Genomic DNA, 17,267 nt, shown 5'->3' with positions numbered 1-17,267 from the left:
AGGTAATTATCACGACAATGGCAAAGCTTTATCTTTCCTGCAACGGCCTCCTCTCGAAAAAGCGAGCCGTAAAGCCAAGGAGAAAGCCATGACATTGAACAAAGTTATTCTCATAACAGGTGCGTCGAGCGGGATAGGTGAGGGTATCGCCAGAGAACTTGCCGCTGCAGGCGCGAAACTGGTTCTGGGTGCGCGCCGCATGGACCGTTTGCAGGCTTTGGCCGACGAACTGCGCCAAACGGGCGCTGAGGTTGTCGTGCATCCCCTTAACGTCACGGAAAGGCAGAGTGTCGAGGATTTTGCCGAGGCGGGACGCAAGGCGTTCGGACGGATCGACGTTATCGTCAACAATGCCGGCATCATGCCGCTATCGTTGATGTCGTCCCTCAAGGTCGATGAATGGGACCGCATGATCGACGTCAACATCAAGGGCGTGCTTTATGGCGTCGCCGCCGTTCTGCCTGAGATGACCGCCCGCGCATCCGGCCACATCGTCAACATCGCCTCCATCGGTGCGCTCGCCGTTTCGCCCACGGCTGCCGTTTACTGCGCGACGAAATTTGCGGTGCGGGCGATTTCGGACGGGCTGCGACAGGAAAACCGCGACCTGCGTGTCACCTGCATTCATCCCGGCGTGGTGGAAAGCGAACTTGCCGACACCATCACCGATCCGGCCGCCGCGGAGTTGATGCAAAGCTACCGGGCCATAGCATTGAAGCCGGACGCCATTGGCCGCGCAGTCCGCTATGCCATCGAACAACCCGACGACGTGGACGTCAATGAAATCGTCGTCCGCCCGACCGCCGCATAGGGAGGATCGGGCCAATGAAGATTGTTTCGACATCGCTTGCCCTTGTACTCGCAACGGCCGCCGCCGATACCGGCCACCATCAGGAGAATCGTGCCGTGAAAGGGAATATGGACAAGATGGCCGAGACCGAAAGCCACCCCTATATCGGCATGTGGGTCACCGGCGACGGCCATATCCGTCAGGAGCTTTTGCCTGATGGCCGCTACGACGAGGCGCGCGGCCAACGCAAAAGCGCCTATCAGGGGCGTTACGAGGTGAGGGGCAACCATATCGACTATTGGGATGATACCGGCTTTACCGCCGATGGCGAGTTCATCGACGATGTGCTCTACCACGGCGGCATGATTTTCTATCGCGAGCCGTGAACCGTCACGCTAACAGGATAAAAACCGCCCGGCCGATCGAGGCCGGGCGGCTTATTTGTTTTAACGCTTCAGGCTTCCCAGTATGCCGCGCACGATGGCGCGGCCCACGGATGTGGCAACCGAGCGGGCGGCACTTTTCATTGCTGCCTCGATCACGGTTTCGCGCTGATAACCGCTCGTCTTGCGGGTGCCGGTGGTGGAGGCCTTTGTGGGTTCCTCGTCGCCGAAACCGGGCAGGCGCCAGCGTCCCGAGGCACTGTCGGACTGGCTGGAGGCATTTTCCTCTTCCGCGCGCTTGGCGGCTTCGGCTTCCGCAGCCTTCTGGGCGCGTGCGTTGAGGATTTCAAAGGCCGATTCCCGGTCCACATCCCTGTCGTATTGACCGGCAAGCGGGCCGGTATCCATCAGCAATTTGCGCTCGGCATCGGTGAGCGGCCCGACGCGGCCCGAGGGCGGCCGCACAAGGGTGCGCTCGACGATGGAGGGCGCGCCCTTGTCATGCAGGGTCGAAATCAGAGCCTCGCCCGTACCGAGCGTGGTGATGATGTCGGCTGTGTTGAAGGCGGGGTTCTGGCGGAACGTATCGGCTGCGGTGCGCACAGCTTTCTGCTCGCGCGGCGTATAGGCGCGAAGCGCATGCTGCACGCGGTTGCCCAGCTGGGCAAGAACGGTTTCCGGCACGTCCAGCGGGTTCTGCGTCACGAAGTAGACGCCCACACCCTTGGAGCGGATAAGCCGCACCACCTGCTCCACGCGCTCGACGAGCACCCTTGGCGCATCGTTAAACAGCAGATGTGCCTCATCGAAAAAGAACACCAGACGCGGCTTTTCCGGGTCGCCCACTTCCGGCAGTTCCTCGAAGAGTTCGGAGAGCATCCACAACAGGAAGGTGGCGTAAAGGCGCGGGTTCATCATCAGCTTGTCGGCGGCGAGAACGGAAACCGTGCCACGCCCGTCCGTGCCGACGCGCATGATGTCGGCAATATTCAGCGCCGGCTCGCCGAAGAAGTTTGCGGCACCCTGCTGTTCGAGAACCAGCAGCCCGCGTTGCAGCGAACCGACAGAGGTCTTGGAAATCAGGCCGAACTGGCTGGACAGCGCACTTGCATTCTCGCCCATGTAGTTCAGCAGCGATTGCAGGTCTTTGAGATCGAGCAGCGGCAACCCGCCCTGATCGGCGATCTTGAAGGCAATGTTGAGCACGCCTTCCTGGGCTTCCGAAGCATCCATCAGTCGCGCCAGCAGCAGCGGGCCCATTTCGGCAATGGTGGCGCGCACGCGATGGCCTTTTTCACCGTAGAGATCCCAGAAGATCACTGGCGATTTGCCATAGGAAAAATCTGTGAAACCGATCTGTTCGGCACGTTTCTGCACCCAGTCCTTGGTTTCGCCCTGCGCGGCGATGCCGGAAAGGTCGCCCTTGATATCGGCGCAGAAAACGGGAACGCCGGCTTGCGAGAAACCTTCGGCAAGAACCTGCAGGGTCACGGTCTTGCCCGTGCCCGTTGCGCCGGTGATCAGGCCGTGGCGGTTGCCGAATTTCAGCTCCAGATATTCACCCTTGTTCAGGCTGTCGTCCGGATTGCGGCTGGTCCCGATATAGATCTGTCCGTCCTGCAACATCGACCATTTTCTCCTGCGACTGATGCATGCCCCTTAAATCGCGATCGATTTGAAGATGGTCATGTCCGAATTGAACTTTTACGGCACCCTCTGGCCGCTACTGCCAAAGCGGCCTTTTCATAGTATGGTTGTGATGATCTTATAAGGACAGTTTCAAGGCGCAACAACTGCTTGATGGCGATGAAGAAAAACCGCTTCATGAAAGTTGCCGCACCCGCCTGCCGCCCGCTTGAATGCGGCATGAGATTGTTTTACGTTGACGTTAACGTCAGTTATTCGGTGTTGGCGTCGTTTTTCAACAGGAGGCAAGAATGAACGAAGTCGTTGACCAGATCGCCGCAAAGGCGGGCATAGACCCTGCGCTGGCCGAAAAGGCTGTTGGCATGATTCTGGGTTTTCTCCAGCGCGAGGCGGCAGATGGTCCGATCGCCCGCATGATCGAAGCCATTCCGGGTGCCAGCGATCTCGTGGCACAGTATAATGGCGAGGGCGCTGGTGGCGGCGGTCTGCTGGGCGGATTGATGAGCGCGATCGGCGGCGGCGGCATCATGGGTCTCGGCCAGCAACTGATGAGCCAGGGCATCGGCATGAGCGAAATCACCACGCTCGCCAAGGAAACCATCGCCGTTGCTCGCCAGCACGCGGGCGATGAGACTGTCGATCAGGTGATCGCTTCGGTTCCGGGCCTCAGCCAGTTCGCGTAAGGCGACATTTTATTCGATAGCGGGGCGCGGCGGCTGTTCATTGAACCGGCGCCGCGCCTCTTCTATTTCCGCATGGTGGGTTTCCGCCCATATCCACACGCCGCAAAAGGCGCTGCCAAGGGTCTCTCCGAGAGACGTGAGGCCATAATCCACATGCGGTGGAATGACGGGGTGCACGGTGCGGCGCACCAGTCCGTCGCTTTCCATCTGCCTCAGCGTTTTCGTCAGCATCTTCTGGCTGATGGTGCCAACCAGCCTGCCGATCTGCGTAAAGCGAAGCGTGCCATGCTCTTCCAGCACCTCAAGGATCAGCATCGTCCATTTGTCCGCCACTTTCGCGATGATATCCTCAACCAGCGCCTCGATGACCGGATCGGTTTCCGTGGGCGGCGGAGACTTGCGCCTGTTCTCGATCATGGGATCGGCGGCATACCGTTTCATCTCACACTCTCCTTTGGGTAAGTATAATTCTTTTGGGTGCCTACTTACGAATGGAGAGTATAGCCGCTAATTTCCCGTCATCCAACAGGCAAAGGATTTTTCGATGAAAACGACAGGCAACACCATTCTCATCACCGGTGGCGGCTCCGGCATCGGCCGGGCGCTGGCGGAAGCGTTTCACCGGTTGGGCAACAAGGTCGTCATTTCCGGCCGCCGCCAGAATGTGCTGGATGAGGTAACCGCCGCCAATCCCGGCATGGCCGCGATGGTCATGGACGCGACCGACGCCGAAGGCATCCGCTCTTTCGCCGACAATCTCATCAAGACACATCCGACGCTCAACGCCGTCATCAACAATGCCGGCATCATGCGGCCGGAGGACATCGCCTCGGCCCCGGACTATCTGGACACGGCGGAGGAAACCATCGCCACCAACCTTCTGGCGCCCATTCGCCTGACGGCGGCGCTGCTGCCGCATTTCCTAAAGCAGCCTGAAGCGACAGTGCTGACGGTATCCTCCGGCTTGGCCTTCGTGCCCATGGTGGTCACCCCAACCTACAGCGCCACCAAATCGGCCATCCATGCCTACTCGGTCGCACTTCGCGAACAGCTGAAAGAAACCTCGGTTGAGGTCATCGAAATCGTGCCGCCCTATGTGCAGACGACGCTGATGGGGGAAGGCCAGGCAAGCGACGAAAGAGCCATGCCGCTCGAGGCCTTCATTTCGGAAGTGATGGACATTCTCGGCGGTCGCCCCGATGAGAAAGAAGTGGTTGTGGAACGCTGCAAGCCGCTGCGTTTCGCCGTGCAGAACGGCAATTTCGATCAGGTGTTTTCGATGGTCAACGGCATGCATCCGTAAAGGCCCGACCCTGTCTCGCACGCATCGCCTGTGATAGCGTGGCGCTCTTTAAAGGGAGCGCCAGCTTTTCATGGGCAGCCGTCAATTCCTCATGCCGAAAACCGCCATGCCCGGTATTGCTGCCGTGGTTGCGGATAGCGACCGCTCTTTTCCACGTCACATGCACGACCAGTTCGGCATCGGCCTTGTGGAGCGCGGCGCGCAGAAATCGCTGAGCGGGCGCGGCATGGTGGAGGCTGAAGCCGGCGATGTCATCACCGTCAATCCGGGTGAGGTTCATGACGGCATTCCGCTCGGAGAGGGCGGGCGCGCCTGGCGGATGATCTATCTCGACATCGATATCGTGCAGGCCGCCATTGCCGATATCATCGAAAAGGATCATGGCTTTTTCGAATTCGCCTATCCCGTCGATACAAGGCCTCTGGCGGACCGGTTCCGTGCGCTTTTTTCAGCCGTGACGGCAACTGATCGCCCGGGTGACACCCTTCGCTGCGACGAGACCCTCCTTATGCTGCTCGTGGGTGCAATGGAAACTGTGGCAACACCACGCGAGACGGCAGCGCCCGATAGCATAAGACGGGCGAAAAGCAGGATCGATGACGATCCTGCCCTGCCATTGCGCCTAACCGATCTGGCGCAGGAGGCCGGCATGAGCCAGTTCCGCTTCCTGCGATCCTTCAGCAAGACCACGGGGCTGACGCCGCACAGCTACCTTTTGCAGCGACGCCTGCATCTGGCACGGGGTGCGCTGGCCAGGGGTGCTCCACCCGCAGATGTGGCGTTTTTCGCCGGTTTCTCCGACCAGAGCCATTTGAACAGGTTTTTCGTACGGCAGTTCGGAGTGACGCCCGCGGCGTATAGGGCGGCGGCTTCGTAGCGCAGGTTGGGGTAATAGGGCTACAGACGCGAGCCTCCAAGCCTCAACGCTGCAATTTCATCCAAGACCCCCGCGCCGGACACAGTCATGCTCCTGTCCTCCGTTCAACAGGACCTGCAGAATCCATGACGCCCGAATTCCTCATCACATCCCTGATCATCGCCGCTTCTCCCGGAACAGGCGTGGTTTACACGCTGGCCGCCGGCCTGTCCCAAGGGTCGAAGGCGAGCGTCGTCGCGGCTTTCGGCTGCACGCTCGGCATCGTGCCGCATCTGCTGGCCGCCATCACCGGACTTGCCGCCATTCTGCACGCGAGCGCCCTTGCCTTCGGCGTGATCAAATATCTGGGTGTCGCCTACCTGCTCTACATGGCGTGGAACACGCTTCGGGAAGATGGGGCGCTGAAGATCGACGACAAGCAGGAGCACCGCAAGGCAGGGCGGGTCATCGGTGAGGCTATCCTCATCAATCTCCTGAACCCGAAACTGTCGATCTTCTTTTTTGCTTTCCTGCCGCAATTCATCGCGCCGGAGGAGGTTTCTCCGACGTGGCGCATGGTCGATCTCGGGCTGATCTTCATGGCCATGACGTTTCTGGTCTTTGCGCTTTACGGCTGTTTTGCCGCCTCGGTCAGGCGGCAGGTTGTGGCGCGCCCGGCCGTACTCACCTGGCTGAGACGCAGTTTCGCCGCCGCGTTTGTGGCGCTCGGGGCGAAACTGGCGTTGACGCAGCGGTGAGACCGGACCGGGTTCACGCAGTCAATCGTCCCAGTCGGGCGCGAGGTGACCGGGGTTGACGATGCGGCCATCGGGTTTGGCAAGCGCGTGGATCGCCTGCATTTCCTCTTCCGAGAGCGCAAAATCGAAAATGTCGAAATTCTCCTTGAGGCGGCTTTCGGTTGCGGTCTTGGAAAGCGCCACGACATCCGGCTGCTGCACCGCCCAGCGCAGCGCCACCTGTGCGGCCGTCTTGCCGTGCCTTGCACCAATATCCTTCAGAACCGAATCGTCGGGCACCTTGCCATCCGCCATCAGATAATAGGCAGTGACCGAAAGCCCGTGTTTGCGCGCGGCCGCAATCACCTTCGTCTGGTCCAGATAGGGGTGGTATTCGATCTGGTTAGTGGCAAGCGGCGTGTCGGAGAGTTTGACCGCCTCTTCCGTCAGCGCCACGTTGAAGTTGGAAATGCCGATATTGCGCACCTTTCCGGCCTTGCGCACGTCGTTCAGCGCGCCGATCCTTTCCGCCAGCGGCACATCGCTTTTCGGCCAGTGCAGCAGCAGGAGATCGACATAATCCGTCTTCAGCTTTTGCAGGCTTTCATCGACGGAGGCGAGAAAATCAGCGTGGCGGTAGCGGTCCACCCAGACCTTGGTGGTCAGGAAAATATCGTGCCGGGAAATGCCGGACTTTGCGATCACTTCGCCAACCGCACCTTCATTCTTGTAGATCTGGGCCGTATCGACATGGCGGAAACCGAGTTTCAGCGCCTCCGGCAAAATGCGCCTGATATCCTCTTCCGGAATGCGGAAGGTGCCGAAACCGAGGGCGGGAATGTTCGCGCCATTCGCGTTGACGTCATACATGCATGTCTCTCCTGTTTATTGCAAACATGGCCGGCAAGGACTGCCGGATGGGGAAGCGGTCTTTTATTAACTGGTGTCCGCGCCATTGGTTTCAAGCGTCTCGCCATTGCGAGGCGCTGTGCGCGAGGCTACCAGTCGATGGCGAAACGTCGTAGATGGCATGATCGGAATGTGGAGGAACCACGCGTGTCGCGCTCACAACGGCTTCTTGATCTGTTGCAGATCCTGCGCGCCCACCGCATGCCGGTCAGCGGTACGGCGCTGGCCGCGCAAACCGGCGTCAGCCTGCGCACGCTTTACCGCGATATAGCAACGCTTCAGGCGCAGGGTGCTGACATCGAGGGCGAGGCGGGTGTGGGTTATGTGCTGCGTCCCGGTTTTTTGCTGCCGCCGCTGATGTTTTCGCAGCAGGAGATCGAGGCGCTTGTGCTCGGGTCGCGATGGGTCGCGGGCCGTGCCGATGAGGGGTTGGCGCAGGCCGCCCGCGCCGCACTCGTCAAGATCGCCGCCGTTTTGCCCGATGCCCTGCGTGAGGAGCTCGATAATTCCACCCTGCTTGTCGGCCCCGGGCAGGCCATGGCCACCATCCACGTCGATCTCGCCGCCATTCGCGATATTATTCGCAAGGAGAGCAAGGTCGTGATGACCTATCGCGACGAGAAGGGTGAATTGACGGAGCGGGTGATCTGGCCCTTCGCGCTCGCCTTTTTCGATCTGGTGCGGGTGGTGCTGGCATGGTGCGAGACGCGGCAGGATTTCCGCAGTTTCCGGGCCGACCGCATCGAGAGCTTCAACCTTCTGGACAAGCGTTATCCCCGTCGCCGCCAGTCCCTGCTGAAGGACTGGCGCGAGCGGGAAAAACAGCGACGGCAACAAAATCATGCTGACAAAAACTGACAGCACGGGAGGCTAGAACCTGTTCATCCGCAACTCAAGGAGAACAGCCATGACCCACCCCGATTTCACCATTCTCTACGTCGACAACCCGCCGGCCAGCACGGAATTTTATAAAGCCCTGCTCGGCGCAGAGCCGGTCGAAGCCTCTCCGACATTCTCCCTGTTCGTGCTTCAAAACGGTATGAAGCTCGGCCTCTGGTCGAGGCATACGGTGGAGCCGAAGGCATCGTTAACGGGGGGCGGTGGCGGCGAGCTTGCCTTCCGCGTCGAAAGCGGTGCGCAGGTGGATGAAGCCTTCGCCGACTGGAAGACAAAGGGCATCGCCATTTTGCAGCAGCCCGGCACGATGGACTTCGGCTACACATTCACTGCGGCCGACCCCGACGGCCATCGTCTGAGGGTCTACGCCTTCGCGGGTTAGAGATAATGCGTTGAGGCCGATTGGCTAAATAGTGTCGTAGCCATGTCGTACTCTAAGCTCTCCTCATCCCTGTGCTGGTCACAGGAATGAGGGGAGGCGAAAACTACGCTACTTCTTCACCGCCACCACGAACAGGCGCGGAAAACGCAACAGCAGCCGGCCGTCTGCCATGGGCGGATAGGCGGCTGCGATGCGCCTGGTATAGTCGTTGAGGAAGGCCTCGCGGTGTTCCTCGCCGGCGGCGGCAAGATAGGGGCGCAGACCCGTGCCCTTCACCCATTCCACAATGCTTTCCGCATCCTTCATGGGGTGGTTGTAGATGGTGTGCCACACATCCACCCGCGCGGATTTCGGTGTCAGCGCATCGAAATAGGCTGATGGCGCGGGCAGGGGTTTGCGGCGTAATCTGCCATCCGCAAACTTGTCCTTCCAGGGGCCGTCTGCTCCCGTTTCCTCCATGGCGCGATGTGTCGGCTCCTGCAGATTGTCAGGCATCTGCACGGCAAGCACGCCGCCGCTTTCCAGCTGGTCCATCAGCTGCGAAAGAACGGCAAGATGATCCGGCACCCATTGGAACACCGCATTGGCATAAAGCAGGTCCGCCTTCTGGCTGGGCCGCCAGTTGCCGAGATCGGCCTTGCCGAAACGGGTGTTGGGCAGCCGGTCCGCCGCCTTTTCCAGCATGTCGTCGTCGCTGTCTATGCCGGTGATGACGTTGACGCCGTAACGATCGGTCAAAAGCTCGGTGGAATTGCCCGGGCCGCAGCCCAGATCGTAACCGTTCAGCACGCGCTCCAGCGGCACCTGCGCCAGAAGATCCCTTGCCGGGCGTGTCCGCTCGTCTTCAAATTTCAGATATTGCTGGGCGGACCATGCCATGATTTTCTCCTGCTGACGTGTTGCATTCGGATCGGCGAACAAGAATGGTAAGGGGCGTTGCAAGCGCCGTCAGACTGCCAGCATCGCATGGGCGAAATCCCCCCGCCATCATCCAACGCATGAATTATTGTGATGGATCTATTCATCAACCTTTTGTTTCGCCTCACAAAACGTCTTTGTCAGGGCATGCATTTGTTATTTTCCATCAAAATAAGACATGGCGGCAATTAAAACTTGACCTCACCCGGTCAGAGGCATTCACTCCCGCCGATTTCAGAGCATTGCCACCGAAAGTGCGAAGCGGTTTTGCGTGCGGCAATGTGGCAGGACGAAAAAGATGGAGCTCTTTCGCTTTTTGCAGAAAGGCGGAGATGCTCAAGACAGGAGACAGTCATGACCGTCGATACCGCACCCCGATCAACCACCTGGACCTATGTTGATGGTCAATGGCTGCCCGGCAATCCGCCGCTCATCGGCCCGACCTCGCATGCCATGTGGCTGGCCTCCACGGTGTTTGACGGCGCGCGCTGGTTCGATGGCGTGGCTCCCGATCTCGATCTGCATTGCCAGCGCGTCAACCGCTCGGCCACCAACATGGGCATGAAGCCGACCATGACGGCGGAAGAGATCGAGGCATTGGCGCTGGAAGGCGTCAATAAATTCGACGGCAAGACCGAAATCTACATCAAGCCGATGTATTGGGCAGAACACGGTTCGCCGGGCAGCGTCGTCGCGCCCGATGCCAATTCCACCCGTTTTGCGCTGTGCCTTTTCGAAGCGCCGATGAATGCCGGCGCATCGCTGACACTCACCGTCTCGCCGCTGCGCCGTCCTTCACCGGAAACCGCGATGACGGATGCCAAGGCCGGTAGCCTTTACCCCAATAGCGGCCGTGCCATTCTGGAAGCCCGTGCACGCGGTTTCGACAACGCCCTGATGTGCGACATGAACGGCAATGTCGCTGAATCGGCATCGTCCAACGTCTTCATGGTCAAGGACGGCGTCGTCTTCACCCCGGTTCCGAACCGCACCTTCCTTGCGGGCATCACCCGTTCGCGGGTGATGAGCCTTCTGCGCCAGGCCGGTTTCGAAGTGCGCGAAGCGACCCTGTCGGTCGAGGATTTCCGCGGGGCGGATGAAATCTTCTGCTCGGGCAATTATTCCAAGGTTTCCCCTGTTGTGAAACTGGATGACCGCGCATTGCAGGCAGGCCCGGTCGCCCGCAAGGCGCTCGATCTTTACATGGATTGGGCACGTCTCGGCGCAGACGTCTAGAGCGCCGTGCGTCCTGCCGGACGCTCTGACTCTCTTTAATCTGCGCATCGTTACGGACGAAAATCGAATGTGATTTTCTGTCTGGTGGGCAAGGCTGACAGGTATTTCGATCAGGGCCATGGCAGGCGTTCGGCTTGCCGTGGCCTTTTGTTTTTGCAGTGCAGTATTTTCCCGCGAAAACTGAGGGGAATTTAATCCAATTTTAGACAAACCACACGTAGTTTGCAGCATCTTCCCTTCCGGCTAACGAGGGCCGCCAGATGTCTTTCAGCATTCGTAATGTACTTGTAGGATTTTTTCTTACCATCAGCCTCGCGCTGGCCGGTTTGGTCGGAAACGAGTTGTGGCGGTCGGCCAATCGCGCCGGCACCTTTTCAGAGGTTGCGCAACTCGTCTCGCTCGACAAGCTTCTTTTCAACGCTCTTTTGAATTTCCGCAGTGAACGCGGCGACAGCGCCACGGCACTGACGCTCGATCCGTCGAAATCGACGGGCAGCGTCGCCAGCGTGCAGGCCGCACGCCAGAAGGTGGATGCTGCCATGACGGCATTCCTCACGCAGTCTTCGTCGCTTGAAGACACGCAGCTTCAGGCACCGCTGAAGCGCGTTAAAGATGTCTACGCGCAGTTCGTCGAATTGCGAAAGAAGGTTGACGCCAACGTTTCGCTGCCGCTCGACCGGCGCGAAGGCGGGCTCGACAAGACGGTAATGGCGCTCGGCGGCGATTTCCTCGCCTCGCTCGAGGCGGGCTCGACGGCGCTTGAAGGCACTGTTCGCTCTCTCGATCAGGGTCAGACCGGTTTGATCCAGTTGCGCTCTTACGGCTGGTCTGCCCGTGCCCTTGGCGGCAGCGCCACCGTCATTCTCAACGCTGCCGTTGCCCAGAACCGTCCACTGACGGCGCAGGAGATGCAGCAGCTCGGCGCATTCGATGCGGGTGCGGCTTTCGCCTGGAAAGCGACCGGCGATCTGGTTACGCATGAATCGACGCCGCAATCGCTCAAGGATATCTACGCCACGGCGGACAAGACTTACTTCAAGGGCGATTTCAGCACGCAGCGCGCCAAGCTCATCGACGATCTCATGAATGGTCGCACGCCTGCCTTCACCATGGACAGCTGGCGCACCACCGTCACCGAAAACCTCGGCACGATTGCGAAAATCGCTTCTGCCGCCATGGATGTTCTGGACGCAAATGCCGCACAGGCCAAACAGGACGCCTTCATCGATGCGATGATCTATCTCGTCGTCTTCATCGCGACACTGGCGCTCTGTATCCTCTCGCTTGCCGTCATCGTCGGCCGCGTCACCCGCCCGATCAGCCGCCTGACCAACGCGATGATGGAGCTTTCGGGCGGCAATCTTTCGATCGATGTCGCCGGCGCAAAACGCGGCGACGAGATCGGCGAGATGGCCCGCGCGGTGGAAATCTTCCGCGAGGCGGCAATCCGCAACAGGCAGCTGGAATCCGAAGCCCTGGCCAACCGCGAGCGGGCCGAGCGGGACCGTATCGAGTTGCAGCAGCGCGCCGAGGCCGAGGCCGAAGAACGGCTCAATCAGGCCACGGGTTCGCTGGCGGGCGGTCTTCGCCGTCTCGCTTCCGGCGATATGGTCTGCGAGATCGCCACGCCGTTCGCACCGCAATTCGAGGCGCTGCGGCACGATTTCAACAGCTCCGTCGTTCAACTGCGCGAAGCGCTGACAAGTGTCGGCCAGTCCGTGCAGACGGTAAATGGCGGCGCTCACGAGGTTTCGTCGGCATCCGACGATCTTTCCCGCCGCACGGAGCAGCAGGCTGCCTCTCTGGAAGAGACCGCTGCCGCGCTGGAAGAGATCACCGCCAATGTTTCGGCCACCTCCAAGCGGGCAGGCGATGCGCGTGACACGGTGCGTGAGGCAAGGGCAAAGGCCGATCTTTCCGGCAAGGTGGTGCGCGATGCCGTTTCCGCCATGGAACGCATCGAGCATTCCTCGCGCCAGATCGGCCAGATCATCGGTGTTATTGACGAAATCGCCTTCCAGACCAACCTTCTGGCGCTGAATGCGGGCGTCGAGGCGGCGCGGGCGGGCGATGCGGGCAAGGGTTTTGCAGTCGTTGCACAGGAAGTGCGCGAACTGGCCCAGCGTTCCGCCAAGGCCGCCAAGGAAATCAAGCAGCTCATCAACACGTCAGCCGTTGCGGTGGGTGAAGGCGTGAAGCTTGTCGCCGATACTGGCGTCGGGCTTTCCGAGATCGAGCAGCTCGTACTGTCCGTCAACACGCATATGGACGCCATCGCCACCGCGGCGCAGGAACAGTCCGCCGGTCTCTCCGAGGTCAACACCGCCGTCAACCACATGGATCAGGCTACGCAGCAGAACGCCGCGATGGTCGAGGAAATGAATGCGGCCGGTGCGGGTCTTGCGCAGGAATGTGCCAATCTCCAGGCTTTGTTGGCGCAGTTCCAGCTCGGTCAGCAGACCTCCGCATTGCGCGAGACGGCAAGGCACATGCGTGAGGCAAGCCCCGCACGTGCACCCGTCTCCCAGCCGTCCAGGTCCCGTCCGGTCACTGCTTCGCGTGGCAATGCCGCGCTGGCCGTGAAGGGTGATGACTGGACCGAGTTCTGAGGACGAGATTGCCTTTGGCTTCGGGGTCTAGCGCGATCGGTTCTCTGATCGCGTACGACTCTTCTCACGGCGCAGACGCGCCGTGGCTGGATGCCGGATCCAGTCCGGCATGACGAAACAAAAAGTCGCAAGCACCAACAGATCGAAGCCCGCGTCCGAAACCGACGCGGGCTTCATCGTTTCTGCAGGTTTGGCAATGCAGCAGCGAGCGCCCTTAGTGGCGCGGTCATGTGCTTGTCGCGTCTGAGGGCAAGGGCGATCCGCCGTTCGAGCGGCGGCTCGAGCGAGCGCCATTCAAGCCCCGATGCAGCACCTTCATGCTCCATCGCCATGCGTGGCACGATGGCAAGGCCAAGGCCCGCGCCCGCCAGTTTCTTGATGGCCTCGACGCTGCCCAGTTCCATGGCGGGTTGAACGGTGCGGCCGCTTGCCGAAAACCATTGATCCACGAGCTTGCGCGTATTGCCGCCCTCGTAAAGCAGCAATGGCTGTGTCGAAAGCGTCTCGGCATTCAGGATTGTTGCGTCGCTGATGGTGCCATGCGGGAAAACCGCAACCAGTTCATCGAGATGGATGTCGCTGATATCGAGGCTGCGGTCGCTGGCCGGCAGGGCCACCACCGCCGCATCGATCGTATTGGCTTCGAGAAGCCTCAGTATATCGTGGGTATTGCCGGTCTGCACGACGATGTCTATCCCCGGCATCACCTGGCGGATTTTGCCCAGCACTGGCGGCAGAAGATAGATGCAGGCGGTGGCGCCCGTGCCGATGCGCAGGCGTCCCGTCACGCCGCTGCGATGAGGGGCTACGGTATCGATGGCATGCGCCACTTCTTCCGCAATCCGTCTTGCATGGATGAGAAAGTCCCGGCCCGCCGCCGTCGGCTGCGCGCGCCTGCCGACCCGTTCGATCAGCCGCACACCGAGCTGCTTTTCCAGCAGCCGGATGTGCAGGCTGATGGCCGGCTGCGTCAGCCCCGCCTTATCGGCTGCGGCGGAAAAGCTGCCGAGTTCGGCGACATCCATGAAGCTGCGCACCTGCCGCAGATCGAGGTCCATCATCAAAGAAAACCTTATCGTTTGTATAAGACAGATAATCTTTATTTTGACTGAGCCGCAATGCACAATAATGCCGTGAATGACCACAGGACACGAGAATGACCCTTCCCACAATTTCCAGCCTTACCATCCGCCCCTGCGAGGAGGCGGATATTCCAGCCATTACCGAAATCTACCGGGATGCCGTGCTGCATGGCCGCGCCAGCTTCGAGATCGATCCGCCAAGCGTGGATATGATGCTTGAGCGCCGCCGACTGCTGGTAGAAGGCAACTACTCCTATCTCGTCGCCGAAATCGACGGAAAGATAGCCGGATATGCCTATGCCGGCGCCTATCGTCCGCGCCCGGCCTATGGTGCTGCTGTGGAGAATTCCGTTTATATCGATCCGGCCATGAAGGGCATGGGAATTGGCCGCAAGCTGCTCGATGCGCTGATCGAGGATGCGACTTCGCGCGGCTTCCGGCAAATGATTGCGGTCATCGGCGATAGCGCCAACGCCGCCTCCATCGGGGTTCACCGCGCCGCCGGTTTCGAGCATGTCGGCACATTCAAGTCCATCGGCTGGAAACACGGCCAGTGGCTGGACACGGTGCTGATGCAGCGCGCGCTGGGCGATGGCGACACCACGCCCCGTTTCTGAAACCTCAGGGCTTGGTAGAGCCGGGGATTTCAACCTTCAGCGTATCGCTGGCAAGCTCGCTGCCGAGTTCGACGGCCTTGGTCTTCTTGTCGTAAACGCAGATATGGCTGATCGTCGCATCCGCGCCCTTGGCCTTGCCGGTGAGGACGGCGAGGCCATAATTCTCGCTGCCCACCGGATCGACCACCACCTTGGCGTCCTCGATCATGTCTTTGCCGGCGCCAAGGCACGCCGTCTGCACATCCGCCACGAATTCCTTCCACGCATCGTCAGACGATGCGACGGCGGGTAGCGCCAGCGAGGAGAAGGCGGCGAGAAGCAGCGCGCGATGGATCATGGGGCGGGTCATGGAATTTCCTTCCTGCAATTTCATCAAAAGCGAACCGATAGGGTGGAAAACAGTACGCCAGGGTTGTGAAACAAATGTGGTGGCGGCTGGCTTGAGAGGAATTTTCTCTTTTGTCGGAACATTTTGATATTTCACAGGTTGCCCAAACAGAGGTTCGCTCCTATGGTCCGCTCACACGGTTTCTAGGAGCGGTAACCCGCTGCAAAAAGGAGTAAAAACCATGGCCTTCGAACTTCCTGAACTCCCCTACGACTACGACGCGCTTGCACCATACATGTCGCGCGAGACGCTCGAGTTCCATCACGACAAGCACCACAAGGCATATGTCGACAACGGCAACAAGCTGGCGGCGGAAGCCGGTCTTTCCGACCTTTCGCTTGAGGAAGTCGTGAAGAAGTCGTTTGGCACCAATGCTGGTCTCTTCAACAATGCTGCCCAGCATTACAACCACGTCCATTTCTGGAAGTGGCTGAAGAAGGACGGCGGCGGCAACAAGCTGCCGGGCAAGCTGGAACAGGCATTCGCCTCCGATCTCGGCGGTTACGACAAGTTCAAGGCTGATTTCATCGCTGCCGGCACCACGCAGTTCGGCTCCGGCTGGGCATGGGTTTCCGTCAAGAACGGCAAGCTCGAAATCTCCAAGACCCCGAACGGCGAAAACCCGCTGGTTCATGGTGCAGAACCGATCCTCGGCGTCGACGTATGGGAACACTCCTACTACATCGACTACCGCAACCTGCGTCCGAAGTACCTCGAAGCCTTCGTCGACAACCTCATCAACTGGGACTACGTCCTGGAGCGTTACGAAGCCGCTTCCAAGTAAGTTTTGCGGATTGTAATTTTTTGAGCACCCGGCCCCCCAAAGGCCGGGTGTTCTGCTTTTGAGATCGACAATCCAGCGTGTCGCTTCCATTTGTCACAAGCCTGTCATCCGCCCGGTTTATCGCGGCGCATCATGACTGAAAAAACCACACCGCTCTTCTCATTCGGCATTGTTGCCGATCCCCAATATGCCGATGCCGAACCCCGCCCGGATATGGGCCGGTATTATGCCGAAAGCCCGAAAAAGCTTGGCGAAGCGATCGACGCCTTCAATCGCGAGGAACTGGCCTTCGTGGTAACGCTGGGCGATATCATCGATCGCGGTTTTGAAAATTTCGATGCGATCCTTGGCGTCTACGAGCAGCTTCGCCACCCTTCGGTGATGCTGCCGGGAAATCACGATTTCGCCGTTGCCGCCGAACACCTGTCCGCCATCCATTCCCGCCTCGGCATGGCGTCGCCCTGGCACGATTTCACCATCGGTGAGATACGTTTCGTGGTGCTTGACGGCAACGAGGTCAGCCTGTTTGCCCCGCCGCCCGGCGATCCACGCCGCACGCTGGCGCAAGAGCGTCTGAAGCACCTGCACGAGGTGGGTGCGATCAATGCGCAGGACTGGAATGCGTCGCTCAGCGACGAACAGTTCGAATGGCTGCGGACCGTTCTGCAAAAGGCGGATGCGGCGGGTGAACAAGTGGTCATTCTCTGCCACTATCCGGTCTATCCGAACAACGCCCATAATATGTGGGACGCGCCCCGCATCGTTGATCTTCTGGATGTACACCCTTCGGTCGTCGCATGGTTCAGCGGCCATAATCATGAGGGCAATTACGGGGTGCTGGGCAACACTCACTTCGTCAACTTCAAGGGCATGGTGGATACGCCCGACCAGAACACCTTCGCCATTGCCGATGTGTTTGCCGACCGAATCGTCATCCGCGGTTTCGGGCGCGAGGACGATAGGGTGCTGGAGCATTTGCGGCATAACGCTGCCTTGCTTTGAAGTCAGCACCACCCTCTCAACCGTCATTACTGTCACAGGAATGG

The 17,267-nt window shown here is 59.8% G+C and carries 19 protein-coding genes; 13 read left to right on the top strand and 6 right to left on the bottom strand.

Going from position 1 to position 17,267, the window contains the following annotated elements; translation table 11 throughout:
• Positions 1 to 88 precede the first annotated feature (88 nt).
• Together ACQZ63_RS03010 and ACQZ63_RS03005 are read left to right on the top strand one after the other, a co-directional pair.
• Positions 89 to 811, top strand: a complete 723-nt coding sequence (locus ACQZ63_RS03010; protein WP_065658170.1) for an SDR family oxidoreductase — start codon at positions 89 to 91, stop codon at positions 809 to 811.
• Positions 812 to 825: 14 nt separating this feature from the next.
• Positions 826 to 1,176, top strand: coding sequence for an Atu4866 domain-containing protein (locus ACQZ63_RS03005; protein WP_162763632.1), 351 nt, complete (start codon positions 826 to 828; stop codon positions 1,174 to 1,176).
• Positions 1,177 to 1,236: 60 nt separating this feature from the next.
• On the opposite strand, the gene ACQZ63_RS03000 is transcribed toward ACQZ63_RS03005, so the two are convergent.
• Complete coding sequence (locus tag ACQZ63_RS03000) at positions 1,237 to 2,799, bottom strand: helicase HerA-like C-terminal domain-containing protein (protein ID WP_019564138.1); 1,563 nt, start codon at positions 2,797 to 2,799, stop codon at positions 1,237 to 1,239.
• A gap of 311 nt (positions 2,800 to 3,110) precedes the next feature.
• On the opposite strand from ACQZ63_RS03000, the gene ACQZ63_RS02995 reads away from it, so the two are divergent.
• Positions 3,111 to 3,503, top strand: a complete 393-nt coding sequence (locus tag ACQZ63_RS02995) for a hypothetical protein (protein WP_003511926.1) — start codon at positions 3,111 to 3,113, stop codon at positions 3,501 to 3,503.
• A 9-nt stretch (positions 3,504 to 3,512) separates the two neighbouring features.
• On the opposite strand, the gene ACQZ63_RS02990 is transcribed toward ACQZ63_RS02995, so the two are convergent.
• Positions 3,513 to 3,944, bottom strand: coding sequence for a winged helix-turn-helix transcriptional regulator (locus tag ACQZ63_RS02990; RefSeq protein WP_013635666.1), 432 nt, complete (start codon positions 3,942 to 3,944; stop codon positions 3,513 to 3,515).
• A 103-nt stretch (positions 3,945 to 4,047) separates the two neighbouring features.
• Here ACQZ63_RS02990 and ACQZ63_RS02985 point away from each other — a divergent pair, with 103 nt between their 5' ends.
• The 3 genes from ACQZ63_RS02985 to ACQZ63_RS02975 all read left to right on the top strand — a co-directional run bounded on the left by ACQZ63_RS02985 (position 4,048) and on the right by ACQZ63_RS02975 (position 6,420).
• The gene (locus tag ACQZ63_RS02985) at positions 4,048 to 4,806 is read left to right on the top strand and encodes an SDR family oxidoreductase (RefSeq protein WP_112751913.1); all 759 of its coding nucleotides are present in this window, start codon (positions 4,048 to 4,050) and stop codon (positions 4,804 to 4,806) included.
• Between the two features lie 70 nt (positions 4,807 to 4,876).
• Positions 4,877 to 5,683 (top strand): AraC family transcriptional regulator, encoded by an 807-nt coding sequence (locus tag ACQZ63_RS02980; protein WP_112751914.1) that lies wholly within the window; start codon positions 4,877 to 4,879, stop codon positions 5,681 to 5,683.
• A gap of 125 nt (positions 5,684 to 5,808) precedes the next feature.
• Positions 5,809 to 6,420 carry a LysE family translocator gene (locus ACQZ63_RS02975; RefSeq protein WP_038490223.1) on the top strand — a complete coding sequence of 204 codons (612 nt, stop codon included), beginning with the start codon at positions 5,809 to 5,811 and terminating at the stop codon, positions 6,418 to 6,420.
• 21 nt (positions 6,421 to 6,441) lie between these two features.
• Here the strand turns inward: ACQZ63_RS02975 and ACQZ63_RS02970 are convergent, their stop codons facing one another.
• Positions 6,442 to 7,269, bottom strand: a complete 828-nt coding sequence (locus ACQZ63_RS02970; RefSeq protein WP_013635670.1) for an aldo/keto reductase — start codon at positions 7,267 to 7,269, stop codon at positions 6,442 to 6,444.
• A gap of 186 nt (positions 7,270 to 7,455) precedes the next feature.
• Between ACQZ63_RS02970 and ACQZ63_RS02965 the strand changes: the two genes are divergently transcribed.
• Both ACQZ63_RS02965 and ACQZ63_RS02960 read left to right on the top strand, forming a co-directional pair.
• Positions 7,456 to 8,166 carry a helix-turn-helix transcriptional regulator gene (locus ACQZ63_RS02965; RefSeq protein ID WP_112751915.1) on the top strand — a complete coding sequence of 237 codons (711 nt, stop codon included), beginning with the start codon at positions 7,456 to 7,458 and terminating at the stop codon, positions 8,164 to 8,166.
• Positions 8,167 to 8,215: 49 nt separating this feature from the next.
• Positions 8,216 to 8,587, top strand: a complete 372-nt coding sequence (locus tag ACQZ63_RS02960; protein WP_112751916.1) for a VOC family protein — start codon at positions 8,216 to 8,218, stop codon at positions 8,585 to 8,587.
• A gap of 108 nt (positions 8,588 to 8,695) precedes the next feature.
• Here ACQZ63_RS02960 and tam read toward each other — a convergent pair whose 3' ends face one another.
• Complete coding sequence (gene tam / locus ACQZ63_RS02955) at positions 8,696 to 9,466, bottom strand: trans-aconitate 2-methyltransferase (protein WP_003511945.1); 771 nt, start codon at positions 9,464 to 9,466, stop codon at positions 8,696 to 8,698.
• A gap of 393 nt (positions 9,467 to 9,859) precedes the next feature.
• Between tam and ACQZ63_RS02950 the strand changes: the two genes are divergently transcribed.
• Complete coding sequence (locus ACQZ63_RS02950) at positions 9,860 to 10,741, top strand: branched-chain amino acid aminotransferase (RefSeq protein WP_025592748.1); 882 nt, start codon at positions 9,860 to 9,862, stop codon at positions 10,739 to 10,741.
• Between the two features lie 260 nt (positions 10,742 to 11,001).
• On the top strand, positions 11,002 to 13,350 hold the full coding sequence (locus ACQZ63_RS02945; RefSeq protein WP_003511949.1) for a methyl-accepting chemotaxis protein: 2,349 nt from the start codon (positions 11,002 to 11,004) through the stop codon (positions 13,348 to 13,350).
• A gap of 173 nt (positions 13,351 to 13,523) precedes the next feature.
• Here ACQZ63_RS02945 and ACQZ63_RS02940 read toward each other — a convergent pair whose 3' ends face one another.
• Complete coding sequence (locus ACQZ63_RS02940; protein WP_113555934.1) at positions 13,524 to 14,411, bottom strand: LysR family transcriptional regulator; 888 nt, start codon at positions 14,409 to 14,411, stop codon at positions 13,524 to 13,526.
• A gap of 95 nt (positions 14,412 to 14,506) precedes the next feature.
• On the opposite strand from ACQZ63_RS02940, the gene ACQZ63_RS02935 reads away from it, so the two are divergent.
• The gene (locus ACQZ63_RS02935; RefSeq protein WP_019564126.1) at positions 14,507 to 15,049 is read left to right on the top strand and encodes a GNAT family N-acetyltransferase; all 543 of its coding nucleotides are present in this window, start codon (positions 14,507 to 14,509) and stop codon (positions 15,047 to 15,049) included.
• A gap of 4 nt (positions 15,050 to 15,053) precedes the next feature.
• Here the strand turns inward: ACQZ63_RS02935 and ACQZ63_RS02930 are convergent, their stop codons facing one another.
• On the bottom strand, positions 15,054 to 15,398 hold the full coding sequence (locus ACQZ63_RS02930; RefSeq protein ID WP_448799081.1) for a hypothetical protein: 345 nt from the start codon (positions 15,396 to 15,398) through the stop codon (positions 15,054 to 15,056).
• Positions 15,399 to 15,618: 220 nt separating this feature from the next.
• Here ACQZ63_RS02930 and ACQZ63_RS02925 point away from each other — a divergent pair, with 220 nt between their 5' ends.
• Positions 15,619 to 16,221 carry a superoxide dismutase gene (locus ACQZ63_RS02925; RefSeq protein ID WP_003511955.1) on the top strand — a complete coding sequence of 201 codons (603 nt, stop codon included), beginning with the start codon at positions 15,619 to 15,621 and terminating at the stop codon, positions 16,219 to 16,221.
• A 132-nt stretch (positions 16,222 to 16,353) separates the two neighbouring features.
• On the top strand, positions 16,354 to 17,223 hold the full coding sequence (locus ACQZ63_RS02920; protein ID WP_113555932.1) for a metallophosphoesterase: 870 nt from the start codon (positions 16,354 to 16,356) through the stop codon (positions 17,221 to 17,223).
• Positions 17,224 to 17,267: the final 44 nt, after the last annotated feature.

The organism is Agrobacterium sp. CG160-95 (assembly GCF_053521725.1).
The sequence above is the reverse complement of the archived record's forward strand: the minus strand, read 5'-3'. Positions and strand labels throughout refer to the sequence as shown.

Excerpts from the sequence above, each read along its gene's own strand:
- ACQZ63_RS02980 (WP_112751914.1), top strand. The coding sequence starts at position 4,877 with ATGGGCAGCCGTCAATTCCTCATGCCGAAAACCGCCATGCCCGGTATT.
- ACQZ63_RS03000 (WP_019564138.1), bottom strand. The coding sequence starts at position 2,799 with ATGTTGCAGGACGGACAGATCTATATCGGGACCAGCCGCAATCCGGAC.
- ACQZ63_RS02925 (WP_003511955.1), top strand. The coding sequence starts at position 15,619 with ATGGCCTTCGAACTTCCTGAACTCCCCTACGACTACGACGCGCTTGCA.
- ACQZ63_RS02930 (WP_448799081.1), bottom strand. The coding sequence starts at position 15,398 with ATGACCCGCCCCATGATCCATCGCGCGCTGCTTCTCGCCGCCTTCTCC.
- ACQZ63_RS02985 (WP_112751913.1), top strand. The coding sequence starts at position 4,048 with ATGAAAACGACAGGCAACACCATTCTCATCACCGGTGGCGGCTCCGGC.
- ACQZ63_RS02920 (WP_113555932.1), top strand. The coding sequence starts at position 16,354 with ATGACTGAAAAAACCACACCGCTCTTCTCATTCGGCATTGTTGCCGAT.
- ACQZ63_RS03005 (WP_162763632.1), top strand. The coding sequence starts at position 826 with ATGAAGATTGTTTCGACATCGCTTGCCCTTGTACTCGCAACGGCCGCC.
- ACQZ63_RS02940 (WP_113555934.1), bottom strand. The coding sequence starts at position 14,411 with ATGATGGACCTCGATCTGCGGCAGGTGCGCAGCTTCATGGATGTCGCC.
- ACQZ63_RS02975 (WP_038490223.1), top strand. The coding sequence starts at position 5,809 with ATGACGCCCGAATTCCTCATCACATCCCTGATCATCGCCGCTTCTCCC.
- ACQZ63_RS02970 (WP_013635670.1), bottom strand. The coding sequence starts at position 7,269 with ATGTATGACGTCAACGCGAATGGCGCGAACATTCCCGCCCTCGGTTTC.
- ACQZ63_RS02995 (WP_003511926.1), top strand. The coding sequence starts at position 3,111 with ATGAACGAAGTCGTTGACCAGATCGCCGCAAAGGCGGGCATAGACCCT.
- tam (WP_003511945.1), bottom strand. The coding sequence starts at position 9,466 with ATGGCATGGTCCGCCCAGCAATATCTGAAATTTGAAGACGAGCGGACA.
- ACQZ63_RS02935 (WP_019564126.1), top strand. The coding sequence starts at position 14,507 with ATGACCCTTCCCACAATTTCCAGCCTTACCATCCGCCCCTGCGAGGAG.
- ACQZ63_RS02945 (WP_003511949.1), top strand. The coding sequence starts at position 11,002 with ATGTCTTTCAGCATTCGTAATGTACTTGTAGGATTTTTTCTTACCATC.
- ACQZ63_RS02990 (WP_013635666.1), bottom strand. The coding sequence starts at position 3,944 with ATGAAACGGTATGCCGCCGATCCCATGATCGAGAACAGGCGCAAGTCT.
- ACQZ63_RS02960 (WP_112751916.1), top strand. The coding sequence starts at position 8,216 with ATGACCCACCCCGATTTCACCATTCTCTACGTCGACAACCCGCCGGCC.
- ACQZ63_RS03010 (WP_065658170.1), top strand. The coding sequence starts at position 89 with ATGACATTGAACAAAGTTATTCTCATAACAGGTGCGTCGAGCGGGATA.
- ACQZ63_RS02950 (WP_025592748.1), top strand. The coding sequence starts at position 9,860 with ATGACCGTCGATACCGCACCCCGATCAACCACCTGGACCTATGTTGAT.